Raw genomic sequence first — 21,137 nt, 5'->3', positions numbered from 1 at the left:
CTCGTCATGGGCGAAGAGGTGGAAGCTCAGGAGTTCTCCCGCGCCGACCGCACGCGACACCGCGAGAAGGTGCGCCGCAACCTCGACGTGTTCGCGCGGATGCTCCGCGAGGCGCGCTTCGACACCGACGACCCGATGACCGGGCTCGAGGTCGAGCTCAACCTGGTCGACGACGTCGGCGACCCGGCGTTCAAGAACGCCGAGGCCCTCGCCGCGATCGCCGACCCCTCCTTCCAGACCGAGCTCGGGCAGTTCAACATCGAGATCAACGTGGCCCCGGCCAGGCTGCGGGAGCAGGGGCTGACGACGTTCGAGGCGAGCCTGCGGCGCAGCCTCAACACCGCCGAGGCCGAGTCGGCGGACGTCGGGGCGCACATGGTGATGATCGGCATCCTGCCGACGCTCGCCCCCGGGCACATGGACCTGAGCTCGCTGAGCGCCAACCCGCGCTACAAGCTGCTGAGCGAGCAGATCCTGGCTGCCCGCGGCGAGGACATCACGATCGCGATCGACGGCCCGGAGCGGCTGCGCACCACGTCGGACTCGATCGTTCCCGAGGCGGCCTGCACCAGCACGCAGTTCCACGTGCAGACCTCGCCCGACGACTTCGCCGACTACTGGAACGCCTCCCAGGCCATCGCGTCGGTGCAGGTCGCGCTGGGCGCGAACGCGCCGTACCTGCTCGGCAAGGAGCTGTGGCGGGAGACCCGGATCCCGCTGTTCGAGCAGGCCACCGACACCCGCAGCGAGGAGCTCAAGGCGCAGGGCGTGCGGCCCCGGGTGTGGTTCGGCGAGCGGTGGATCACCTCGGTGTTCGACCTGTTCGAGGAGAACGTCCGCTTCTTCCCCGCGCTGCTCCCGGTGACCGACGACGAGGACCCGCTCGAGGTCCTCGAGCGCGGGGACACACCCACGCTGCCGGAGCTGCGCCTGCACAACGGCACGATCTACCGCTGGAACCGGCCGGTCTACGACATCTCGCGCGGCATCCCGCACCTGCGCGTCGAGAACCGCGTGCTGGCGGCGGGCCCCACGGTCGCGGACACGATCGCCAACGCCGCCTTCTACTTCGGGCTGGTCCGGGCGCTGGCCGAGAGCGAGCGGCCGCTGTGGTCGCAGATGTCGTTCAGCGCCGCCGAGGAGAACTTCCACACCGCGGCCCGGCAGGGCATCGACGCCCAGATCTACTGGCCCGGTGTCGGCCAGGTCCGAGCCACCGAGCTGGTCCTGCGCCGGCTGCTGCCGATGGCCCGCGAGGGCCTCGAGGCGTGGGGCGCCTCGGGCGAGGAGATCGACCGGCTGCTCGGGATCATCGAGCAGCGGTGCCTGACCGGCGTGAACGGCGCGGAGTGGTTCGTGCGGCGGATGCACGCGCGCCGGTCCGACCTCGAGCGCTGGGACGCGCTCCGGGCCACGCTGCGCGACTACCGCGAGCGGATGCACAGCAACGAGCCCGTGCACACCTGGGACTAGCGTTCCCGCAGGCGCTTCCACTGCCGGCGCACCAGGCTCCGCGGGTCGATCCACCCGTGCCGGGTCACCACGACCATCGTCAGCGTCACCCCGGCCTCGGCGGTGGCCGTGCGGGCGGCGGACAGCCAGGCGGCGTCGACGTCCTGGAGCTCCAGCGGACCGGTCCGGGTGAGCCAGACCAGGGGGACCGCGCCCGCCGAGCGCCGGACGCGCTGCAGCATCGCGGCCAGCACGTCGGCCCGGATCGCGTGGTCGGCCGGGTCGCCGGGCACCTCCGCGAACACCTCCTCGGCGCCGCCGGGGAAGCCGACGTGCAGGAGCGGCGCGAAGCCGCGACGGCGCTCGGCGCCCGCGTGGTCCAGCGCCGCTCGTCGCAGCACCGTCGTGAGGTCGCGCGGGACCGGCTCGTGGATGCCCTCCCTGCTCGAGTCCGTGCGCCGGTCCATGTGCCGAGCCTGCCCCGCGCCGGCCGCGCGCGTCGTCCGTCGTCCACAGGTGCCGCCGCCGCGCCGATCGGATAGCGTGCCGGGCAACTGCACCGCTCGTCTCGGACAGGGAGGCTCGATGGGGACCGTCGTCGTGGGTTACGTGCCCAAGCCGGAGGGAGAGGCCGCGCTGAACCACGCGGTCGCCGAGGCCAAGCTCCGCGGCGCGAAGCTCGTGGTGGTCAACTCCCACCGGGGCGGGAGCGAGTTCGACGCCGACGCCTCCACCCAGGCCGAGCGGGACATGAACGCGGTCCGCAGGATCCTCGACGGCTCGGGCGTCGAGTACGACGTGCGCCAGCTGGTCCGCGGGTTCGAGCCCGCCGAGGACCTGATCAGCATCGCGGAGGCGAACGCCGCCGAGCTGATCGTGATCGGGCTGCGCCGGCGCTCGCCGGTCGGCAAGCTGATCCTCGGCAGCAACGCGCAGCGGGTCCTCCTCGACGCGCACTGCCCGGTGCTGGCGGTCAAGGCCGACTGACCGCACCGACCTCCCGACGTCCCGGCGAGGTCGTGACGTTGGCCCCTGCCCTGGGGCGGTCCCGGCGACGACGCTGGGAGCATGACCGGGCAGCACCCGCTGGTGGGGGTCGGGCCGCGGGACGTCGTTCCCCTGGCCACGCTGGTCGACGGCTGGCTGCAGGCCGGGCTGATCAGCGCCGAGCAGGCCGCCAGGCTGACCACGGCGGCCGCGCTGCCCGCGACCGCACCACGGCGGGAGGGCGTGCCGGTAGTGGCCGAGGCGCTGGCGTACGTCGGTGGCGCGGTCGTCCTCGCGGGATCGAGTCTGTTGACGGCGTACTACTGGGGCGAGCTGGCGGCCAGCTGGCGGTTCCTGCTCCTGGCCGTGGCGACCCTGGTGCTGCTCGGCGCCGGAGCGGCCGTCCCGCGTCGGCTCGCCGCGGCCGGCCGCCGGCTGCGCGGCGTGCTGTGGCTGGCCGCGACGGCGGCCTGGGCCGGTGCGGCGGCCGTGCTGGTCGGCGAGGTCGTCCCGGACGCGTTCGGGTCCGAGACCGAGCCGGTCCTGGTCGCGGGGACGACCGTCTGCCTGGCCGGACTCTTGTGGGCGTTGCACCGCTTCGTCCTGCAGCAGCTGGCCCTGCTGGTGTCCGGCGCGGTGCTGGTCGGCACGGCGATCGCCTGGTCCGGCCTCCCGGTCGAGCCGGGCGTCGGCGTCTGGGTGCTCGGTGCGTCGTGGGCGGCGCTGGGCGCGACGCGGGTGGTCCAGCCGGCGGAGACGCCGATCCTGCTCGGCGCCGCGACCGCGGTGTTCGGCTCGATGACCGCGGGCGACTCCGACGCGGGCATGGTGTTCGTCCTCGTGACGGTCGCGGCCGTCGTGGCCGCCGCGATCGCGCGGCACGACCTCGCCCTGCTGGGCCTGGGCGCCCTGGCCACGATGGTCAACGTCCCCGCGGCGATGTCGCGCTGGTTCGCGGGCTCCGTGCCGGCCGCCACCGCGCTCGTGGTCGTGGGACTGCTGCTCGTGGCCGTCGCCGTGTCGATGACCAGGCGCGGGAGGCCGGCGCCGCCCCGCTGAGCGCCGACGCGACGGCCTCAGCCGAGCGTGGTGAGCAGGGCGTGCAGGGCCTGCTGCTCCTCGGCCTTGTCGGGACTCGAGGCGCGCACCGCCGAGAGCACGGGATCGATCTTCTGGTCCACGTAGGTCCAGGCCTGGCAGTCCTTGGGCTGCAACGAGTCCTGGTCGGCGTCCCACGCCGTCTCCAGGTCGGTGACGCGGTGCGCCGCCCCGGGCTGGTCCCCGGAGTTGACGAGCTGGAGGGTGTCCTCGGCGATGGTGCGGTAGTGGGCCACGGAGGAGGCGGGGAACTTCGACGACACCTGCTGGGCGGCCCGCGCCTGGTCGAGCGGGGAGCCCGAGCAGCTCGGCGCCGGACCCTCCGCCTCGAGGGCACTCGCGTGGGGCTGCTGGTTGGCCCACGCGAGCAGGCCGACGGTCGCCAGGGAGACCGCGACGAGGGCGCCGAGCAGGGCACGTTCGCGCTCGGGACGCGCATACCGGCCGGTCGGGCGCGCCTCCCGGCTCTCGATCACGTCCGTCCTCGAGATCGAGAGGTACACGACCGTGGCGAGGATGGCGCCCAGGAAGACGACGCTGGTGACGAAGGTGCCGAGCCCCAGGCCCTTCTCGCTGCTCGGCGTGGCCAGCCAGTCGCCGATGTTCGCCCCGAGCGGCCGGGTCAGGATGTAGGCGAGCCAGAAGGTCAGGACCTCGTTCGCGCCCAGCCGCCAGGCGAGGGTGACGATCCCGATCAGGGTGAGCGGCAGCAGCACGGACTTGCCCGGACCCCAGCCGGTGAGCTCGAGCGTCCAGTCGCCTGCGGCCGTCCCCAGCGCGAAGGTCACCAGGACCGCCAGCCAGTAGAACGCCTCCCGGGGCAGGGTCACGATGGAGTGGATCGAGAGCGTCCGCTCCCGGGCGTACCAGATGCCGAAGACCGCGGCGAGGAGCACCGAGAACACCGTGGTGCTGATCCAGAGCGGCACGCCCAGCTGGTCGGTCAGGATGTCGGTGTAGAGGGTTCCGGTGACGCTCACGACGACGACGGTGAGCCAGTAGGCGACCGGGACGTACCGGCGCAGGCTCATCTGGATCGTCAGCACGACCGCGAAGATGATGGTGAACAGGACCGCGGTGTTCACGAGCCCGACGCCCAGGGTCATGTTGATCCAGTCCGCGAAGCTCTCGCCGACGGTCGTGCAGAGGATCTTGATCACCCAGAACCAGATGGTGACCTCGGGGACCTTGTTGAGCATCTGCCGTGCGCCGACATCGACGGGGGTTGCTTGCTGGGTCATGGATCCACCGTCGCGTGCCGTGCCTGCGCGCAACCTGAACGCGTGTCCCACGCGGCGTGGCAGGCGTCACACGGCTCTCGGCATCGTGCCGGCGCCGGTGCCCGCCGTTCAGGTTGGGTGCAGGTGCCGCGGAGCAGGGTGGCGCCATGGTGCCGCTGCTGCCCCCGCTGCTCGACCACGACGGTCGCCACGCACGAGTCTCGATCGTCACCGGAAGCTACGGGGCCGGCCACGACGCAGCTGCCCGGGAGCTCGCCCGCCACCTGGGCGACGCCGGCTGTGCGGTGACGATCCATGACGTCGCCGAGCTCCTCCCGCTGCGGCTGGGCCCGCTGCTGCGCTCGACGTACTACACCCAGCTCCGCCGTCGCCCCGACTCGTGGGACGCCACGTTGCGTCGCCTGGAACCGGGTCGGTCGATGCATCGGCTCGCGACGACCGGCCTGCGCATCGGCGCCGGCCCGGTCGCGCGCGCCGTCGCCGGGGCGGACCTCGTGCTGACGACCCATCCGTTCGGTGCCCAGGCGCTCGGCCATGCGCGCCGGCGCGGTTGGCTGGAGGCGCCGGCGGTGACGTACCTGACGGACGCGTCCGTGCACAGCCTCTGGGTGAGCCGGCACGTGGACCTGCATCTCGCGATCCACGACGTCGCCGCGGATCAGGCCCGCGCCTACGGTGGCCGGGCGGTGACGATCCGGCCGCTGGTCTCCCCGCCTGCAGGTCCCGGGGCGGACCCCCTCGCCGCGTTGGAGATCATCGGGCCCCGAGCCCTGGTGGTGGGCGGGTCGCTCGGCATCGGCGAGCTCGAGCAGGCCGCCCACGACATCCTCGCCACCGGCGCGATGACGCCGGTCGTGGTGTGTGGCACCAACACGACCCTCAGGAGGCGTCTCGACGCGGTGCCCGGCGTCGTCGCGCTCGGTTGGCGCGCGGACCTCGCCGCCCTCCTCACGACCAGCGACTGCGTGGTGCAGAACGCCGGCGGGTTCACCTCTCTCGAGGCGCTCGCATCCGGGACGCCGGTCATCACCTACCGGCCCATCCCGGGTCATGGGACCGCCAACGCGGACAGCCTCGACCGGGCCGGGCTGGTCCCGTGGGTCCGGACGTCCGAGGACCTGCGGGCGGCTCTCACGTCGGCACTCCGGGAGCCCCGCGTCGACCGGCTGCCCGCGGGTGCTCCGACGGTCCTCGACGCCCTCACCGCCGTCGACGCGCCGGACGGAACCCTGGAGGCCGCGTGACCGGCGCAGCGCTCAGCGTGGCGTCCTCGATCCACCCGCTGCGACGCCGCCTGACCCCCGCGCGGGTGCCCGACCGGCTGTCCGGCAACAGCAACCGACGCCACATCGCGTTGACGTTCGACGACGGCCCCGACCCCGCGAGCACTCCCCACTTCCTCGCGCTCCTCGAGCGGCATGGTGTCCGCGCGACGTTCTTCCTCCTCGGCCGGCACGCCGCCGCGGAGCCAGACCTCCTTCGCCGCATGGTCGGCGAGGGGCACGAGCTCGCGGTGCACGGGTGGACGCACCGCTGCACAGCGCTGCTGCCTCCCCAGGCCCTTCGAGAACAGCTCCGCGCCGCTCGTGACGTCGTGGAGGAGGCCGCTCGGGCGCCGGTCCGCTGGTACCGACCGCCCTACGGGGTCCTGGCTCCCTGGACGGTGCGGGTGGCCGCCGACCTCCGGCTCGAGACCGTGCTCTGGTCGGCGTGGGGCCGTGACTGGGAGCGGAGGGCGACACCGTCTCGCATCGTCAGCACGGTGCGGCGCGAGCTGCGGCCGGGCGGCACCGTGCTGCTGCACGACACCGACCGGAGCTCGGCGAAGGACTCGTGGCGGGCGACGCTGGCCGCCACCGAGCTGCTGCTGCGGGACCGGGCGACACCGTTCGGCCCCCTGGCGGAGCACTGGGGATGACCAGCCTCGCGCTGGATCGGCCGGCACCGACGCGACTCGACCCGGCACGGCGCCTGTCCTGGTATGGGTTGATCGCGGTCGTGGCGGCACTCGTGCGGCTGCCGTTCCTGACCCAGCCGCTCAGCCCGGACGAGGGCGGGTACCTGCTGGTCGCCTCCCAGTGGTCGGCCGGGAGATCCCTGTACGGCGCCTACTTCGTGGACCGACCACCGTTGCTCATCGGTCTCTACTGGCTCGCGGACGAGCTCGGCGGCGCCGTCCCGCTGCGGATGCTCGGTCTGGTCGCGGTCGTCGCCTCGGTCGTTCTCGCGGCTCGGCTGGCCGGGGTCACCGGGGCGCTCGTGTGTGCAGCGCTGTTGTCGACCCCGCTGTTCGACGGCATGGAGATCGACGGCGAGCTCCTCGCGGTGCCGTTCGTGCTGGGCGCACTCGTTCTCCTGGCCCGCTCGGTGGCGGCCCGCACCGACGTCGCTCGGTACGCCCTGCCCTTCCTCGCCGGTGTCCTCGCCGCCGCCGCGGCGCTGGTGAAGCAGAACATGATCGACGGGATCGTCGTCGCGGCCGTGCTGCTGGCCGGCCTGGGTCTGCAACGGCGGTGGTGGGAAGCAGCCTCCCGGGCGACCGCGTTCGCCGCCGGTGGCGTGGGCGCCCTCCTGGCCGCGCTGATCTGCGCCGATCTCCGCGGGACCGGTCCGCGCGGGCTGTGGGACGCCCTGGTCACGTTCCGTGCCCAGGCGGCGACCGTCATCGACAGCTCCGCCGCGAGCACCAATGCCGAGCGCTTCCACACGCTCCTCCTGGCCGGTCTGGTCGCCGGTCTGCCGCTGCTCGTCGCGGCGGCACTGGTCGGGGTACGGCGCCCGCGGCGCGAGCCGCTGCTGCCGTGGGCGTCCGTCACGGTCCTGGCGTGGGAGCTGGCCGGCGCCGCGCTCGGTGGCAGCTACTGGCAGCACTACCTGATCGCGGTCGTCCCGGGCGTGGTGCTCCTCATCGCCGCCTCCGACGGCGGGCGGTGGCTCCGGCTGGCGACCGGATACACGGCGACCTGCGCGGTGCTCGCGCTCGCGCTCGCGGTCCGACATCCGCTGCAGCTGTCGTCGGACGCGGAGGTCGCCGGCTACATCCGCACCCTGTCCCGCCCGGGCGACACGATGGTCGTCGAGCTCGGCCACCCGAACATCGTCCGTGCCGCCGGTCTGCAGAGTCCGTATCCGTACCTGTGGAGCCTGACCGCGCGGGTTCGCGACCCGCGCCTGGCCGATTTCAGCAGCCTCCTGGTCGGCCCGGAGGCCCCGCGCTGGGTCGTCGTCTCCGGTGGATCGCTCGCGACGTGGGGGATCGACGCGACGCGCGCACAAGGTGTCTTCGACGCCCGCTACCGCGAGGTGACCGCGGCCGGCGACTGGCACGTGTTCGAGCACCGGTGACGGAGGGCCTCAGCTGCCGCCGGAGTCGCCGTCGCCCTCGATGACGACGACCTGGTAGCTCTCGTCGAGGCGGACGTCGACCGTGGTGCCGTCGGGCTTGGTGACCTCGACCTCGTAGGTCGCGCCGTTCTCGTCGTCGGTCTCGACGCTGTTCGCCGTCCCTCCGCCGGTCGCCTCGAGGGCGGCCTTCGTCGCAGCGTCGGCCTGCTCCTGGGTGTACCGGCGGCTGGTCGCCCCGTCGTCCCCGCTCGTCGCGACGGCGACACCGCCGGCGGCGACGGCCAGTGCCGCCCCTGCTCCGGCAGCGGCGATGACTGCTCGCTTGCGCATGACTGTCCTTCCATCGGGTTCCTCCCGGGTCTGCACCGGGATGCGGCCAGCCTGCGACGTCCCTGCTGAAGCGACGCTGAATCACCCGTGCTCACGGGCTCTGGATCGCGGCACCACGGGCAGGGGGGACGTCGTCGAGCCGGTACCCGTGCCCCCGCAGGGTGCTGATCCCCGGGACGGTGGCGGGGGGATCGAACGACTGGGTGGCCGCATCCAGGCGGTGGCGCAGGGAGGCGATGTGCACGTCCAGGGTCTTGGTCGACCCGAACCAGTTGCGGTCCCAGACGTCGTCCATCAGCGACTCCCGGCTCACGGCGCGCCCGGCATCCGCGGCGAGCCGGGCGAGCAGGTCGAACTCCTTCGGACGCAGGACCACCTCGCGGTCGCGGATCAGGCATCGTCGTGCCCCGGGGTCGACGGTGAGGTCACCACTGGTGAACACGCCCGGTACGAACTCCGCGACCGCGGCCCGGCGCAGGTGGGCGCGCACCCGCGCGAGCAGCTCGGTCATCCGGAACGGCTTGGTCAGGTAGTCGTCGGCACCGGCCTCCAGGCCCTCCACGACGTCCATCTCGTCCCTGCGGGCGGTGAGCATGACGACGACGCACTGGGGCTGGGCGCGCTTGAGGGAACGGCACACCTCCACGCCGTCGACGTCGGGGAGCCCGAGGTCGAGGAGCACCAGGTCGATCGTGCCGGCCCGGGCGGCGCGGAGCCCTTCCGCGCCGGTCCGGCGCCAGTCGACGTCGTGTCCGTTGGCGGTGAGGGCAGCCGCGAGCAGGTCGCCGATCCGGGCCTCGTCCTCGATGACGAGCACCGTTGCCATGCCCAGAGCCTAGGTGCCGCGGAGCAGGTCCCGGGCGCGAGCGCGGGCCCGGCGGGTGACCAGGACGGTGCCGGCGAGCACCGAGGCCGCCGCTCCGACGACCACGACGGCGAGGTACGTCCACGGCACCGCCAGGGAGGTGGGCGGTGGGTCGAAGACACCGGTGAGGACCGTGACCGTCAGGGAGGCCAGGGCCCAGCCGGCCGCCAACCCGATCACCGTGCCGACGACGAGCACGTAGACCGGTTCCGTGGCCGCGAGGCGCCGGGTCTGCCGCACGCTGGCACCCAGCGAGGTGATCAACGCGATGCCCCGCTGCCGTTCGGCGAGCCCGAGGCCCAGGACGAGACCGCCGGCGGCCATCGCGAGCAGCAGGGCGAAGGCGAGCTCGAGGCGCGTGAGTCGAGACAGGTCGACCGAGGTCAGGCTCGATCCCACCAGCCCCCGGGCCTGGAGCAGGGTGCCGACGCTCCCGTCGGTGCCGACGACCGCCGAGACCCGGTCCGCCACGCCGGTGATGTCGCGCCCACCGGTGTCGATCAGGAACGTGCCGACCGCGTCGCTGTGTGTGCGCGCGGCGACGTAGTCGGCGTTGGCGACGATGAAGCTGTCCTTCGGCGCGGTCGGGAACTCGTTGACGATGCCGACGTAGTGGAAGGGCACCGTGACGTACCGGTGGGTCCGTGCGTCCTGGATCCGCAACCGGACCAGGTCGCCGGGGCTGAGCTGGAAGTCGTTGACGGTCTCGGCGCTGACCAGGATCCCGTCCGGGCGGGCCTGCAGCCCGGCGAGCGCCTGCGTCGCGGTCGCCTGCTGGAAGTAGGAGTCCTGCAGGTGCGTCGCCCGGGTGATCCCGGTCGGGTCGATGCCGTACAGGTCCTGGAGGTCGTTGCCGACGTAGGCGAAGCGGTGCAGCATCGGTTCGACCGACCGGACGCCCGCGACCTGGCCCAGTCGATCCGCGTAGGACGGCGGCACGTCGGCGCCGACGGGTTCGGTGACCGTGACGTCGGCGCCGTTGGTGAGCTGCGCGTCGACCTCGGCCTGTTGCCGGTACGTCGAGTTGAAGGTGGCGGTCGAGCACGCGTAGGCGATGGCGAGGGCGAGGAGCACGGTGGAGCGCGCGATGACCCGGCGGCGCCTGCGCAGCATGGAGGCGCCGGTGGGCGCGAGCGCACCGAGGGAGGGACGCGCCGCAGCCGTGACCAGGCGCCGCCCGCGGGTGAGGATGCCGTCGGCCACTCGCCAGCACAGGAGGCCGGCGCCGGCCCACGCCAGCGTGGGACCCAGGAACGCCCAGTAGCTGACCGACACCGTCGGAACTCCCTCGGGCGCGAGCACGAGCGTGTACTTGTTCTGGCCGGACACCCGGACGATGACCAGCCCGGCGGCGATCAGCAGCAGGTCCAGCCCGTAGCGCATCCACGCGGGCCGGCTGCGGCTGCGGCTGCGGGCCGCCTGGTCGGCCGCCAGCGCGCGGACGTCGCGGACCGCCGGCGCGGCCACGACCAGGGCGGCGACGCCCACGCCCACCGTGGCGGCGGCGACGTCCCAGCTCAGCACCGGGGTCGCGCCCGTGACCCACGCGACCGCCAGCCCCACGAGGACGCCGACGAGGCCGACCAGGCCGGCCTCCAGCAGCGCCAGCCGCACGAGCCGGCCGGGGGCCGCGCCGCGGGCGCGGAGCAGCGCCTGCTCGTTGCGTCGTCGCTCGGCCCCGGCCTGCGCGACCGCCCCCGTCAGGCCGGCCGCCAGGACCGCGCCCGGCACGGCGAGGAACAGGAACAGGATGCGGGCGTACCCGGCATCCTCCCGGGCGGCGTCGAGGGCGGCCCCCAGGTTGTTGCCGACGACGGCCGCGCCCGAGGTCCTCACCTCGAGGTTGTTCGCAGCGCCGGTCTCCTCGGTGAAGGCGGCGTCGGGGGAGTGCGGGAGTGCGGCGTGGTCCCGCGCGACGTGGATCTGGGTCGAGACCGGGGTGCCGGCGTACACGGCGTCGAAGCGCGCCGTGGGCAGCAGCACGACGTTGTCGGGTGGCGCGACCGGCTGCGACTGCGGCGGTGCGCCGATCCGCTGGAAGAGCGAGTCGGCCTGGGGGAGCTCGACGACGCCGGTGATCCGGACCTGGTACGGCGGCCGGCCGGCTCGCCGGATCGTGATGGTGTCGCCGGGGGTGACGTGGAGGTTCGCCGCGGTCTGCTGGGCGACCACCGGACCGTCGGTGTTCCCGACGAGTACGCGCACCGCCTGGGGGAAGGTGGCCCGGTAGGTCGGGGGCAGGCCGAGCACCCGGGCGGCGCCGGTGTCCTGGACGGTTCCGCCCGACCGTGCGTGCAGTCCCGGGGCATCCGCGAAGCCCACCCGGACCGCGGCGGTCGTCCGCGGGTCGGCACGCAGCGCGTCGACGACCTGCGCGGGGTCGTGCCGTGGCGCCACGGCCACCTGCCAGTCGACGGCCACGCCGGCCGCGACCCGGTCGGTCATCGTCTGCTCGGAGCCGACGACGAACCCGCCGAGCGCCGCCAGCAGGGACACGGCGATGGCCACGCCGGCCGCGGTCGCCAGCAACCGGACGGGTCGCTTCCGGGCGAGCCCGGCCAGCCAGCGCCAGGTCATGGCGTCACCAGCTCGCCGTCGTGGATGGCCCACGTGCGGTCCATCCGGCGGGCCACCGCGTGGTCGTGGGTGGCGACGACCAGTCCGGCGCCGACCTCCGCGCACGCGTGGAGCAGCAGGTCGACGACGTGGGCGCCGGTGGCGCTGTCGAGCTTGCCGGTGGGCTCGTCGGCCAGGAGCAGCGCCGGCCGGGTGGCGAGGGCGCGGGCGATGGCCACGCGTTGGGCCTGGCCGCCGGACAGCTCGTCCGGCTCATGGCTCGCGACCGCGCCGACCCCGAGCAGGTCCAGCGCGTCGCCGGCCCGCTCGCGGGCCTCGTCCGCGGCCACGCCCTGGACCAGCAGCGGGAAGGCCGCGTTCTCCGCAGCCGACAGGGACGGGATCAGGCTGGCCTCCTGGAACACCACGCCCGCCCGTTCGGGATGCCCGAACGGGGACCCGTCCCAGGTGGGCCAGGTCACCGTGCCGGAGGTGCTGCGGTCGAGGCCGGCCATCAGCTGCAGGAGGGTCGACTTCCCCGACCCGGACGGGCCGGTCAGGGCGATCCGGTCCGTGGCTCGGACGGCGCAGGTGACGTCGTGCAGGGCGACCACGGCTCGCTCGCCGCGGCCGTAGGTGCGGCCGACGTGGTCGCAGTGGACGAGGAGGTCGGTCATGCCAGCTTCCCGTCCTCGAGGTACAGGGTGCGGTCGGCAGCCCGGGCGACGGCCTGGCTGTGGCTCGCGACCAGCACCGCGGCGCCGTTCTCGGCCCGCTGCCGGAGCAGCGACAGCAGCCGTGCCTCGGTCGTCTCGTCCAGCTCTCCGGTCGGCTCATCGGCGAGGAGGACGCTCGGCCCGTTGGCGAGTGCGACGGCCAGCGACGCCCGGACCAGCTCGCCACCCGACAGCTGGTCGGGCCACGCGTGGGCACGCGTGCCGATGCCGAGCTCGGCGAGCAGCTCGCTGGCATCCGGCAGGTCGCGGCCCTGGGCGAGGGACTGGGCGAGGCGGAGGTTGCCGAGGACGGTCAGGTGGCCGAAGAGGTTGCCGGACTGGGACATCGCCCCCACCCGGCGAGCGCGGATCCGGGCGCGCTCCGCCTCGGTGCGGCCGCTGACCCGTTCGCCGGCGATCCACACGGTGCCGCCGGAGGGCTCGTCGATGCCGGCCAGGCACGCGAGCAGCGTCGACTTCCCCGATCCCGACGGTCCGCACAGGGCCACGACCTCGCCGGCAGCCAGCTCGAGCGTGACGCCCTGGACGGCGAGCGTCTCCTCGTCCCCAGCGCGGTAGAAGCGGTAGACCCGGTCGGCGCGCAGCCGGGTGTCGGTCATCGCCACTGGACGGAGTCGCTGACGATCTGCCAGGGGTCGACGTTGTCGGCGCCCTGAGGCCCGGCGAGGGTGAGGATCGCCTCCTCGCCCGCGTGCCAGAACTCGAACCGTTCGACAGCATCGCGCACGACCTTGCCGGTCACCGGGTTCGGCGCGGAATCCATGAGGTAGGCGAGGTGCACGGCCGAACCGTGCTGGCGGGTCACCTCGGTGATCGGTCCGCCCTGGAAGCTGGCGACGCTGCGCCGGATCTCCGGGACGTCGACGCGGCGCGCGCTGGCCACGGTCGGTGGCCGCTTGGCCGGGCGGACCTCGATGCTGATGCTGTTGTACTTGTCGGTGTACGTGGTGACCCCGTGGGTGGTCGTGCGCGCCCAGCCCTCCGGGACCGTGAAGTGCACCGCCGAGCCTGGCGCCACGTGGTCGACGAACACGGCGTCGTCGGGGATGTCTCCGGGCGGGTTGAACTCGGTCGGGTGTGCCGAGTCGGGCGCCGAGGCTGGGGTGCTGGCCGGTGGGCCCGGCCTTCCTGAGTGCCCGGCCGACGCACTCGACGTCGGAGAGCCCGCTGCCGTCGGCGCCGAGGACGGTCCGCTCGCGGAGCTGCACCCCGCGAGGGCGGCTGCCGCGAGGGCGACCACGCTCGCGATGGCCGCCGTGGTCGCAGCGCGGGCGTTCCGGGGATTCGTCATGCTCTCGACGCTAGGAACCGGCTCCCCAGCGGATGGCCAGCGGAAGGTTAGCGGCAGGTGAGAACTCGGTCGCGGGGACGCGGGCGGTGAGAAGGTGGCCGGGTGCGACGCCGGATCCTCGTGGTGGCCCTGTCGGCCGTGCTGTTGGCGGTCCTGCTGCTGGGTGTGCCGCTCGCGGTCGCCATCCAGCGCGACGCGGTCGGTGAGGAGCGCGGTGAGCTGGAGCGGGCGGCGCTGACCGCGGCGACCGCGGTGTCCCCGAGCTACCGGACCGGTGACCCGGTGGAGCTCCCGGCGGTGACGGCGCCGATCGAGGTGTCGTTGTACGACCCCGCCGGGCACCTGGTCACCGGTCCCGGCGCGCGTGAGCTCGAGGCGGCGCGACTGGCTGCCCGCACCGGGAGGGTCGAGGACGCGGACCACGGCGACGTACTGGCCGAGGCCGTGCCGGTCAGCGTCGACGAGGAGATCATCGGCGTCGTCGTCGCGTCGTCGCCCCGCGCGGACCTGCACGCCACGCTCGCCCGCCGGTTCCTGGGTCTGACCGCGTTGGGCCTGGTGGCGTTCGCCGGCGCCGGCGTCTTCGCCTACTGGCAGGCGCGACGTCTCACCCGGCCGATGCGCGAGCTCGCGCGTGCCGCGACGAGGATGGGCGCCGGGGACCTCGGCGCCCGGGCCGAGCGCTCGGGCGTGCCGGAGATCGACGAGACGGCGGACGCGTTGGCGACGACCGCGGTGCGGCTGTCGGCGTTCGTGGACCGGGAACGTTCCTTCTCGGCGCGCGCCTCGCACCAGCTCCGTACGCCGCTGACCCGGCTGCGCCTGGAGCTGGAGGCAGGCATGGTGAGCGAGGCGTTGGCGACCGCGGATCACCTGTCCCAGGTGGTCGACGACGTGCTGGCGGTGACGCGCGAGCCGGCGCCGCACGCGAGCGGCTTCGCGGTGGAGCCGGTGCTCGCGGACGTCGTGGACGCCTGGCACGGCACGTTCGCGCTCGACGGTCGGCCCCTCCGGTTGCGGGTCGACGCCGGCCTGACGGCCGGCGCGTCGGAAGCCGCGGTCCGGCAGGTGCTCCAGGTCCTGCTGGACAACGCCTACCGGCACGGTGCGGGAGCGGTGACCGTCACGGGCCGCGAAGCCTCCGGTGTGGTGGCGATCGACGTGGTCGATCGCGGTGGGTCGCCGGTGCCGTGGCCGCCCGCCGAGTCCGGCGGTCGGATGGGGCTCGCGCTCGCGAGGACGCTGGCTCGGTCCCAGCGGGGTCGGCTGTTGCTGAGCCAGGACGAGGACGGAACGCGCTTCACGCTGCTGGTGCCGCGTTCAGGTGCTGAGCAGGTTGATCCCGGCACCGTCGGCCCATGACGGAGAGCTCGCGTCCAGCCCGCGTCCTGGTGGTGTGCCACGGGACCGCGTTCACGCCCGACCTGGTGGCGGCCGTGCGCGAGCGCGCCGCGCGGAGCCCGGCCCGCTTCCGCCTGGTCGTCCCGAACCCCGCGCGCGGGGAGGTGCACCTGCTCCATCCGGAGCGCCACGACAAGGCCGAGGAGGCGGAGCGGGAGCTGATGCGGGCGCTCCCGACGCTGGAGGCTGCGGCCGGCGGCCACGTCATCGCCTCGGTGTCGGTGCGGAACAACCCGATGGACGCGATCGAGGAGATCCTGTTCGGGGAGCCGGTCGACGAGATCATCCTCGCGCTCGCCCGGCACCCGGTCGCCGAGCGACTCCACCAGGACCTGCCGCACCGGCTCCAGCACTTCGGGCTGCCGATCACCACGGTCGGGGCCGCCGCGACCCCGTAGCGGCCGCGCCCGCTGAGCCGCCGGTCGGCATCGGGCATGCTGGGCGCCATGGCACTGCACATCACCGGCGACCCGCACGCCGACGAGCTCCTGAGCACCGATCCGTTCGCCGTTCTCGCTGGCATGATGCTCGACCAGCAGTATCCGATGGAGCACGCCTTCCGCGGCCCTGCCAAGGTGCTGGACCGCTTCGGGACGTTCGACCCGGCCCGGATCGCCGCGGCCGACCCGGAGGAGTTCGCCGCGCTGTGCAGCACGCCGCCGGCGATCCACCGGTTCCCCGGGTCGATGTCCGCGCGGCTGCAGGAGCTGGCCCGCATCGTCGCCGACGAGTACGACGGCCGCGCCGAGCGGATCTGGACCGAGGCGGCCGACGGTCGTGACCTGATGAAGCGGGTGCAGGCGCTGCCCGGCTTCGGCAAGCAGAAGGCCCAGATCTTCGTGGCGCTGCTGGCCAAGCAGCTCGACGTCCGGCCCGAGGGCTGGGAGGCGGCGGTCGGCGCCTATGCCGAGGACGGGTTCCGCTCGGTCGCCGACGTCGTGGACGAGGCGTCGCTGCAGAAGGTGCGCGACTACAAGAAGCAGAAGAAGGCCGCCGCGAAGACGAGCGCGGGATCGGGACCCGGGGTCAGCCCGCAGCGCTGACGTGGGGTGAGGTGCCCTTGGCGATCAGCCAGATCGCGAGCGGGATCTCCTGCACGCCGAGGGGCAGGGTCAGCACGGTGTTCGCGGTGTCGTCGGCGGTGATCACGCCGAAGACCACCAGCAGGCAGCCGGCAACGGCGAACGGCACGGCGATGATCCCCCAGAGGGCGAGCCAGCGAGGGATCAGGCGGCCGACGTAGAACAGCACGTGGTAGATCGCCGCGCCCAGGCTCCAGGCGAGGATCGCCAGGACCGAGGCCGTCCACTCGTAGCCCCCCCCGCAGTGCCGTGGCGAGGGCGGCGTCCGCTCCCGCTGCCTCCCCGCCGAGCGTCGACAGGGACAGCAGGATGCCCGCCGCGACGATCATGAGGACGGTCTCGAAGGAGCGCAGCACCAGCGACCACGTGGCCCAGGCCCTGTCGACGCGGGCCAGCGCGCCGTACAGGAACACGACGATGCCTGAGCACGCGAAGGCCATCACGAGCTGGAGGACGGCGGCCCAGGCGAGCCGGTGCTCGTTGCCGGGGATCGCTGCCAGCGGGTCCTCGGCGTCGAGCACCGGCCCGGTCAGGGCCACGACCCCGACGCCGGTGAAGCCGAGGAGGAGCAGTACGCCGGCGATGGCGGCGTTGCGCCGTTCGGTGGTGGCCGGGTCGGTGCTCATGTCCACTCCTCGGTGCGTCCCGACCAGCCTCCGCACCCGGGACGGGCTCCGCCAGAGGCGAAGGACCCGGCCCCGCGGCGCGCCTCAGGCGTCGACGAGCTCGCGCTCGGGTTCCCGAGCGGGGGCCGGCGCCGGACGGGTACCGGTGAGGGCGGGGCGGTTGCGGGCGAGGTACGCCATCAGTGCCCCGAAGCCCAGCGCGCTGGCCAGCAGCGCCCACCGCGGCAGCTGGTAGTCGGTGAGGTAGAGCGGGACGGCATGGGTCAGCACCAGCACCAGGCCGAGGGATGCGGCCCGCGAGATCCACGCGGGTCCGCCGCCCCGGAAGGCGAACTCGAAGAGCCCGAGCAGCCCGGCGCTGAGCAGCGCGGCGACGAGGAAGCTCAGGACCGGCGTGCCCCAGTCGCCGGCCTTCATGTCGAGGGGCGTCGAGAGCCCGGACGCGACCAGCGCGGCTCCGAGCGCGAGCGCCGGCGGCCAGAGCCGGGGGAGCCAGGCGCGATGCTGCTGGACCAGGTGGCCGGCGCCCACGAAGAACACCGCCACGGCCCCGACGCCGACCGACCACGGAACCGTGGCGATGTGGTCGTGGACGAAGGTCAGGGGGAGTGCGAGCAGCGAGGCGGCCTGGGCGCCCCGCGCGCCCAGGAGGGCGTGCAGGGCCCGGTAGAGCAGCGCCGCGACGGCCAGCGCGGGCAGGAACCAGAACGCCAGGAACGGGTTGTGGAGGTAGGTGCCCCCGTGCACGAACGACGAGAGCCGCTCGCCGACCGTGGCCCGCGAGGTGAGGTCGTCGTACGCCAGCAGCGGCAGGCCGATGATCGCGACCCACGCGAGGTAGGGGACCAGCAGCGACCGCCAGCGGCGGCGGGCCTCGTCGGCGAGCGTGCGGTCGGGCTTCCAGAGGTAGCCGGCCAGGAAGAAGAACACGGCGACGTGCCACGGGTAGACGGCCTCGCGGACGCGATCGTCCGGAATGGCGTGGCCGACGACGATCGCGACCAGGCCGAGCAGGCGCAGCGCGTCGGGGCCGACCGCCCGGGTAGCACGCATTGGGTGAGGGTGACCGCTGGTCGGGGTGTTCAAACCGCCGGTGTCTGGACGGCAGGCCGGAGTTCGGGCCCATTGCCGGGATCGGTGCCGGGATCTCAGGGTGGCCGTGGCAGAATGAACTCCGCGGCTCTTGACGACACCGGGATGGGCCGCGCCCCGGAACCGTTTGACCGTCGTTTCACGAGAGGTGTTCGTGTCCTCGAACGCGCGCAAGATGCTCCCTGCCGAGGTGCTCACGCACCCTGCCGTCGTGGCCCTCATCGAGCGAGGCACCCCCACCGGCAGCATCACCCCCGAGGAGGTCAGGCAGGCCAGTGAGGACGCCGCGGTCGAGCCGCGCCACCTCAAGGCACTGCTGGCCCACCTGAGCGGGCTCGGCATCTCGGTGCAGATCCCGGCGAGCTCGCGGGCGGTCGCCGCCACCTCGGCGCGCAAGACGACGACCGCGAAGGCCGCCGCGAAGAAGGCGCCGGCCACGAAGACCGCCACCGCCCCGGCGAAGAAGGCCGCCCCCGCGAAGCGGGCCGCCGCCCCGACCAAGGCCGCCGCCACGCCGGAGCCCGGCGAGGACGTCGCCGTCGAGGTCGCCGTCGAGGAGGTCGTCATCGGCCCGGACGGCAAGAAGGTCCTGCCGGACCTGCCCGACGAGCAGTTCGAGAAGGACGTCGCCACCGACCCCTCCATCGAGGAGGACGAGAAGGAGGCGTCGTTCGTCGTCTCCGCGGCCGACGACACCGACGAGCCCGAGCAGCAGGTCATGGTCGCCGGGGCGACCGCCGACCCGGTCAAGGACTACCTCAAGCAGATCGGCAAGGTCCCGCTGCTCAACGCCGAGATGGAGGTCGAGCTCGCCAAGCGGATCGAGGCCGGCCTGTTCTCGGAGGAGAAGCTCGCCAAGGGCGGCAAGATGTCCCCGAAGCTCCAGGAGGAGCTGGAGTGGATCGCCGAGGACGGCCGCCGCGCCAAGAACCACCTGCTCGAGGCGAACCTCCGCCTGGTCGTCAGCCTCGCCAAGCGCTACACCGGCCGCGGCATGCTGTTCCTGGACCTGATCCAGGAGGGCAACCTCGGTCTGATCCGTGCGGTCGAGAAGTTCGACTACACCAAGGGCTACAAGTTCTCGACGTACGCCACCTGGTGGATCCGCCAGGCGATCACCCGCGCCATGGCCGACCAGGCCCGCACCATCCGCATCCCGGTGCACATGGTCGAGGTCATCAACAAGCTGGCCCGCGTGCAGCGCCAGATGCTCCAGGACCTGGGCCGCGAGCCCACGCCGGAGGAGCTGGCCAAGGAGCTCGACATGACCCCGGAGAAGGTCATCGAGGTCCAGAAGTACGGCCGCGAGCCGATCTCGCTGCACACCCCGCTCGGCGAGGACGGCGACTCCGAGTTCGGCGACCTGATCGAGGACTCCGAGGCGATCGTCCCGGCCGACGCCGTGTCGTTCACGCTCCTGCAGGAGCAGCTGCACGCCGTCCTCGACACCCTCTCGGAGCGCGAGGCGGGCGTCGTGAGCATGCGGTTCGGCCTCACCGACGGCCAGCCGAAGACCCTCGACGAGATCGGCAAGGTCTACGGCGTGACCCGCGAGCGGATCCGCCAGATCGAGTCCAAGACCATGTCGAAGCTGCGGCACCCGTCGCGCTCGCAGGTGCTGCGCGACTACCTGGACTGACCCGACCTGAGGTCGGCGAGGGCGGCGTTCGCCGCCAGGTAGCCGCACATGCCGTGCACGCCGGGCCCCGGAGCGGTCGACGACGAGCACAGGTAGGCGCCCGGCACGCCGGTCCGGTACGGCGCGCGCAGCACCAGCTGCGGAACCGTCACCGCGCCGGAGGCGATGTCGCCGCCGACGTAGTTGGGGTTGTACGCCGCGAACCCGGCCGGGTCGGTCACGTGCATCCCCACGATCCGCTCGCGCAGCCCGGGCGCGAACCGCTCCAGCTGGTCCAGCACCAGGTCGGTCGCGTCGCCGGCGTACGCGTGCGGGACGTGGGCGTAGGCCCAGACGGGGTGCACGTCGCCCGCCGAGCGCGTCGGGTCGGCGAGGTACTGCTGGCCGACCAGCACGAACGGCCGCTCCGGCAGCTGCCCCTTCGCGGCCTGCTCCTCGGCGTGCGCGATCTCCTCGATCGTCCCGCCGACGTGCACGGTGCCGGCCCGGCGGCACGCCTCGGCCGTCCACGGCACGCCGCCGCGCACCGCGAGGTCGAGCTTGTACGCCGCCATGCCGTACTTCCAGCGCGGCCGGGGCCGCCGCGCGATGTCGGCGAACCCGGTCGGGGTGGTGTCGAAGAGCGCCACCCGGGCGTCGGGGAGGTCGGCGAGCGAGCCGACCCGCACGCCGGTGCGGACCTCGCCGCCCAGGGAGCGCAGCAGGCTCGCCAGCGCGTCGGTGATCGCCCGCGAGCCGCCCTCCGCGACCGGCCAGCCGTAGCGGTGGCCCGCGCCGATCATGAACGCCCCGATCGACGCGGTGGCGGGGCGGTCCAGCGGCCGGGAGATGTGCGCGGCCACGCCCGCGAACAGCGCGCGGGCGGCCTCGGTCCGGAACGCGCGCGCCAGCACCGTGGCCGACAGGCCCGCCCGCAGCCCGAACCGGGCCATCAGCACCGGCCGGCGCGGGACGTGCAGGATCGGCCCGAGCACCTCGGGAGCGAGGTCGTCGTACCGCTCGGCGGCGAGGCCGAAGACGGCCCGCCAGCGGTCGCCGTCGACGCCCAGGCCCGCGGCGGTCTCCCCGATGTCGCGGACCAGCACGCCCGCGGTGCCGTCGTCGAGCGGGTGCGCCAGGTCGATCTCGGGGTGCCGCCAGAGCAGCCCGTGGTCGGCGAGCGGCAGGGACTGGAAGAACGGCGACCCGATGCCGAACGGGTGGATCGCGGAGCAGACGTCGTGCCGCACGCCGGGCACGGTGAGCTCGGCGGTGCGCGTGCCGCCGCCGATCTCGTCGTGGCCCTCCAGCACCGTGACGGCGAGGCCCTGCCGGGCGAGGGTGATGGCGGCGGAGAGCCCGTTCGGGCCCGAGCCGACGACGACGGCGTCCATGCGTCTCTCGTTACCCACGCCG

At 73.6% G+C, this 21,137-nt stretch carries 20 protein-coding genes and 2 pseudogenes; 10 read left to right on the top strand and 12 right to left on the bottom strand.

Annotated elements, in window-relative coordinates:
* Window positions 1-6: 6 nt before the first annotated feature.
* On the top strand, window positions 7-1,473 hold the full coding sequence (locus ABD086_RS16730) for a glutamate-cysteine ligase family protein (RefSeq protein ID WP_343908724.1): 1,467 nt from the start codon (window positions 7-9) through the stop codon (window positions 1,471-1,473).
* On the opposite strand, the gene ABD086_RS16725 is transcribed toward ABD086_RS16730, so the two are convergent.
* Window positions 1,470-1,919, bottom strand: a complete 450-nt coding sequence (locus tag ABD086_RS16725; RefSeq protein ID WP_343908723.1) for a hypothetical protein — start codon at window positions 1,917-1,919, stop codon at window positions 1,470-1,472. The genes ABD086_RS16730 and ABD086_RS16725 overlap by 4 nt on opposite strands.
* Before the next feature lie 118 nt (window positions 1,920-2,037).
* Between ABD086_RS16725 and ABD086_RS16720 the strand changes: the two genes are divergently transcribed.
* Entirely contained in the window at window positions 2,038-2,439 is a 402-nt protein-coding gene (locus tag ABD086_RS16720; protein WP_343908722.1) for a universal stress protein, read from the top strand.
* An 81-nt stretch (window positions 2,440-2,520) separates the two neighbouring features.
* Window positions 2,521-3,498, top strand: coding sequence for a DUF2157 domain-containing protein (locus ABD086_RS16715; protein WP_343908721.1), 978 nt, complete (start codon window positions 2,521-2,523; stop codon window positions 3,496-3,498).
* Between the two features lie 17 nt (window positions 3,499-3,515).
* On the opposite strand, the gene ABD086_RS16710 is transcribed toward ABD086_RS16715, so the two are convergent.
* The gene (locus ABD086_RS16710; RefSeq protein ID WP_343908720.1) at window positions 3,516-4,778 is read right to left on the bottom strand and encodes a COG4705 family protein; all 1,263 of its coding nucleotides are present in this window, start codon (window positions 4,776-4,778) and stop codon (window positions 3,516-3,518) included.
* A gap of 146 nt (window positions 4,779-4,924) precedes the next feature.
* Here ABD086_RS16710 and ABD086_RS16705 point away from each other — a divergent pair, with 146 nt between their 5' ends.
* The 3 genes from ABD086_RS16705 (at window position 4,925) to ABD086_RS16695 (ending at window position 8,123) form a co-directional block, all read left to right on the top strand.
* Complete coding sequence (locus ABD086_RS16705; protein WP_343908719.1) at window positions 4,925-6,022, top strand: MGDG synthase family glycosyltransferase; 1,098 nt, start codon at window positions 4,925-4,927, stop codon at window positions 6,020-6,022.
* Window positions 6,019-6,696, top strand: coding sequence for a polysaccharide deacetylase family protein (locus ABD086_RS16700; protein ID WP_343908718.1), 678 nt, complete (start codon window positions 6,019-6,021; stop codon window positions 6,694-6,696). The genes ABD086_RS16705 and ABD086_RS16700 overlap by 4 nt, the downstream gene beginning before the upstream one ends.
* 80 nt (window positions 6,697-6,776) lie before the next feature.
* On the top strand, window positions 6,777-8,123 hold the full coding sequence (locus ABD086_RS16695) for a hypothetical protein (RefSeq protein ID WP_343908717.1): 1,347 nt from the start codon (window positions 6,777-6,779) through the stop codon (window positions 8,121-8,123).
* Window positions 8,124-8,132: 9 nt separating this feature from the next.
* Here ABD086_RS16695 and ABD086_RS16690 read toward each other — a convergent pair whose 3' ends face one another.
* From ABD086_RS16690 to ABD086_RS16665, 6 genes are all read right to left on the bottom strand, one after another.
* Entirely contained in the window at window positions 8,133-8,453 is a 321-nt protein-coding gene (locus tag ABD086_RS16690; RefSeq protein ID WP_343908716.1) for a PepSY domain-containing protein, read from the bottom strand.
* 91 nt (window positions 8,454-8,544) lie between these two features.
* Window positions 8,545-9,279: a response regulator transcription factor gene (locus ABD086_RS16685; RefSeq protein WP_343908715.1), complete on the bottom strand. Its 735-nt coding sequence runs from the start codon at window positions 9,277-9,279 to the stop codon at window positions 8,545-8,547.
* A gap of 9 nt (window positions 9,280-9,288) precedes the next feature.
* Window positions 9,289-11,895 (bottom strand): FtsX-like permease family protein, encoded by a 2,607-nt coding sequence (locus ABD086_RS16680; protein ID WP_343908714.1) that lies wholly within the window; start codon window positions 11,893-11,895, stop codon window positions 9,289-9,291.
* Window positions 11,892-12,551, bottom strand: a complete 660-nt coding sequence (locus tag ABD086_RS16675) for an ABC transporter ATP-binding protein (RefSeq protein ID WP_343908713.1) — start codon at window positions 12,549-12,551, stop codon at window positions 11,892-11,894. Before ABD086_RS16675 ends, ABD086_RS16680 begins: the two co-directional genes overlap by 4 nt.
* Complete coding sequence (locus tag ABD086_RS16670; RefSeq protein ID WP_343908711.1) at window positions 12,548-13,210, bottom strand: ABC transporter ATP-binding protein; 663 nt, start codon at window positions 13,208-13,210, stop codon at window positions 12,548-12,550. The genes ABD086_RS16675 and ABD086_RS16670 overlap by 4 nt, the downstream gene beginning before the upstream one ends.
* Window positions 13,207-13,902 carry a hypothetical protein gene (locus ABD086_RS16665; protein WP_343908710.1) on the bottom strand — a complete coding sequence of 232 codons (696 nt, stop codon included), beginning with the start codon at window positions 13,900-13,902 and terminating at the stop codon, window positions 13,207-13,209. Before ABD086_RS16665 ends, ABD086_RS16670 begins: the two co-directional genes overlap by 4 nt.
* 102 nt (window positions 13,903-14,004) lie before the next feature.
* Here ABD086_RS16665 and ABD086_RS16660 point away from each other — a divergent pair, with 102 nt between their 5' ends.
* From ABD086_RS16660 to ABD086_RS16650, 3 genes are read left to right on the top strand one after another with little or no spacing between them, the layout of a single operon-like run.
* A complete protein-coding gene (locus tag ABD086_RS16660) occupies window positions 14,005-15,264 on the top strand; it encodes a HAMP domain-containing sensor histidine kinase (RefSeq protein WP_343908709.1) in 1,260 nt (419 codons plus the stop codon).
* On the top strand, window positions 15,261-15,701 hold the full coding sequence (locus ABD086_RS16655; protein WP_343908708.1) for a hypothetical protein: 441 nt from the start codon (window positions 15,261-15,263) through the stop codon (window positions 15,699-15,701). The genes ABD086_RS16660 and ABD086_RS16655 overlap by 4 nt, the downstream gene beginning before the upstream one ends.
* A gap of 48 nt (window positions 15,702-15,749) precedes the next feature.
* The gene (locus tag ABD086_RS16650; RefSeq protein ID WP_343908706.1) at window positions 15,750-16,346 is read left to right on the top strand and encodes an HhH-GPD-type base excision DNA repair protein; all 597 of its coding nucleotides are present in this window, start codon (window positions 15,750-15,752) and stop codon (window positions 16,344-16,346) included.
* Here ABD086_RS16650 and ABD086_RS16645 read toward each other — a convergent pair.
* The 3 genes and pseudogenes from ABD086_RS16645 to ABD086_RS16640 form a co-directional block, all read right to left on the bottom strand.
* Window positions 16,330-16,599, bottom strand: a pseudogene (locus ABD086_RS16645) (DUF4386 family protein); the annotation flags it as partial. The gene ABD086_RS16650 and the pseudogene ABD086_RS16645 overlap by 17 nt on opposite strands.
* 55 nt (window positions 16,600-16,654) lie before the next feature.
* Window positions 16,655-17,011: pseudogene (locus ABD086_RS25345) on the bottom strand (DUF4386 family protein); the annotation flags it as partial.
* An 84-nt stretch (window positions 17,012-17,095) separates the two neighbouring features.
* Window positions 17,096-18,064 carry an acyltransferase family protein gene (locus tag ABD086_RS16640; RefSeq protein ID WP_343908705.1) on the bottom strand — a complete coding sequence of 323 codons (969 nt, stop codon included), beginning with the start codon at window positions 18,062-18,064 and terminating at the stop codon, window positions 17,096-17,098.
* 214 nt (window positions 18,065-18,278) lie between these two features.
* Between ABD086_RS16640 and ABD086_RS16635 the strand changes: the two genes are divergently transcribed.
* Window positions 18,279-19,742, top strand: coding sequence for an RNA polymerase sigma factor (locus tag ABD086_RS16635; RefSeq protein ID WP_425571644.1), 1,464 nt, complete (start codon window positions 18,279-18,281; stop codon window positions 19,740-19,742).
* On the opposite strand, the gene ABD086_RS16630 is transcribed toward ABD086_RS16635, so the two are convergent.
* A complete protein-coding gene (locus ABD086_RS16630; protein ID WP_343908702.1) occupies window positions 19,730-21,115 on the bottom strand; it encodes a phytoene desaturase family protein in 1,386 nt (461 codons plus the stop codon). The genes ABD086_RS16635 and ABD086_RS16630 overlap by 13 nt on opposite strands.
* Between the last annotated feature and the right edge of the window lie 22 nt (window positions 21,116-21,137).

This window comes from Nocardioides aquiterrae (assembly GCF_039526625.1).
GTDB lineage: Bacteria > Actinomycetota > Actinomycetes > Propionibacteriales > Nocardioidaceae > Nocardioides > Nocardioides aquiterrae.
Note: the sequence above shows the minus strand (reverse complement) of the source record. Positions and strands in the feature narration are given on the sequence as shown.

Excerpts from the sequence above, each read along its gene's own strand:
- ABD086_RS16710 (WP_343908720.1), bottom strand. The coding sequence starts at position 4,778 with ATGACCCAGCAAGCAACCCCCGTCGATGTCGGCGCACGGCAGATGCTC.
- ABD086_RS16705 (WP_343908719.1), top strand. The coding sequence starts at position 4,925 with ATGGTGCCGCTGCTGCCCCCGCTGCTCGACCACGACGGTCGCCACGCA.
- ABD086_RS16635 (WP_425571644.1), top strand. The coding sequence starts at position 18,279 with ATGCTCCCTGCCGAGGTGCTCACGCACCCTGCCGTCGTGGCCCTCATC.
- ABD086_RS16670 (WP_343908711.1), bottom strand. The coding sequence starts at position 13,210 with ATGACCGACACCCGGCTGCGCGCCGACCGGGTCTACCGCTTCTACCGC.
- ABD086_RS16630 (WP_343908702.1), bottom strand. The coding sequence starts at position 21,115 with ATGGACGCCGTCGTCGTCGGCTCGGGCCCGAACGGGCTCTCCGCCGCC.
- ABD086_RS16655 (WP_343908708.1), top strand. The coding sequence starts at position 15,261 with ATGACGGAGAGCTCGCGTCCAGCCCGCGTCCTGGTGGTGTGCCACGGG.
- ABD086_RS16640 (WP_343908705.1), bottom strand. The coding sequence starts at position 18,064 with ATGCGTGCTACCCGGGCGGTCGGCCCCGACGCGCTGCGCCTGCTCGGC.
- ABD086_RS16690 (WP_343908716.1), bottom strand. The coding sequence starts at position 8,453 with ATGCGCAAGCGAGCAGTCATCGCCGCTGCCGGAGCAGGGGCGGCACTG.
- ABD086_RS16665 (WP_343908710.1), bottom strand. The coding sequence starts at position 13,902 with ATGACGAATCCCCGGAACGCCCGCGCTGCGACCACGGCGGCCATCGCG.
- ABD086_RS16720 (WP_343908722.1), top strand. The coding sequence starts at position 2,038 with ATGGGGACCGTCGTCGTGGGTTACGTGCCCAAGCCGGAGGGAGAGGCC.
- ABD086_RS16675 (WP_343908713.1), bottom strand. The coding sequence starts at position 12,551 with ATGACCGACCTCCTCGTCCACTGCGACCACGTCGGCCGCACCTACGGC.
- ABD086_RS16725 (WP_343908723.1), bottom strand. The coding sequence starts at position 1,919 with ATGGACCGGCGCACGGACTCGAGCAGGGAGGGCATCCACGAGCCGGTC.
- ABD086_RS16715 (WP_343908721.1), top strand. The coding sequence starts at position 2,521 with ATGACCGGGCAGCACCCGCTGGTGGGGGTCGGGCCGCGGGACGTCGTT.
- ABD086_RS16680 (WP_343908714.1), bottom strand. The coding sequence starts at position 11,895 with ATGACCTGGCGCTGGCTGGCCGGGCTCGCCCGGAAGCGACCCGTCCGG.
- ABD086_RS16650 (WP_343908706.1), top strand. The coding sequence starts at position 15,750 with ATGGCACTGCACATCACCGGCGACCCGCACGCCGACGAGCTCCTGAGC.
- ABD086_RS16730 (WP_343908724.1), top strand. The coding sequence starts at position 7 with ATGGGCGAAGAGGTGGAAGCTCAGGAGTTCTCCCGCGCCGACCGCACG.
- ABD086_RS16685 (WP_343908715.1), bottom strand. The coding sequence starts at position 9,279 with ATGGCAACGGTGCTCGTCATCGAGGACGAGGCCCGGATCGGCGACCTG.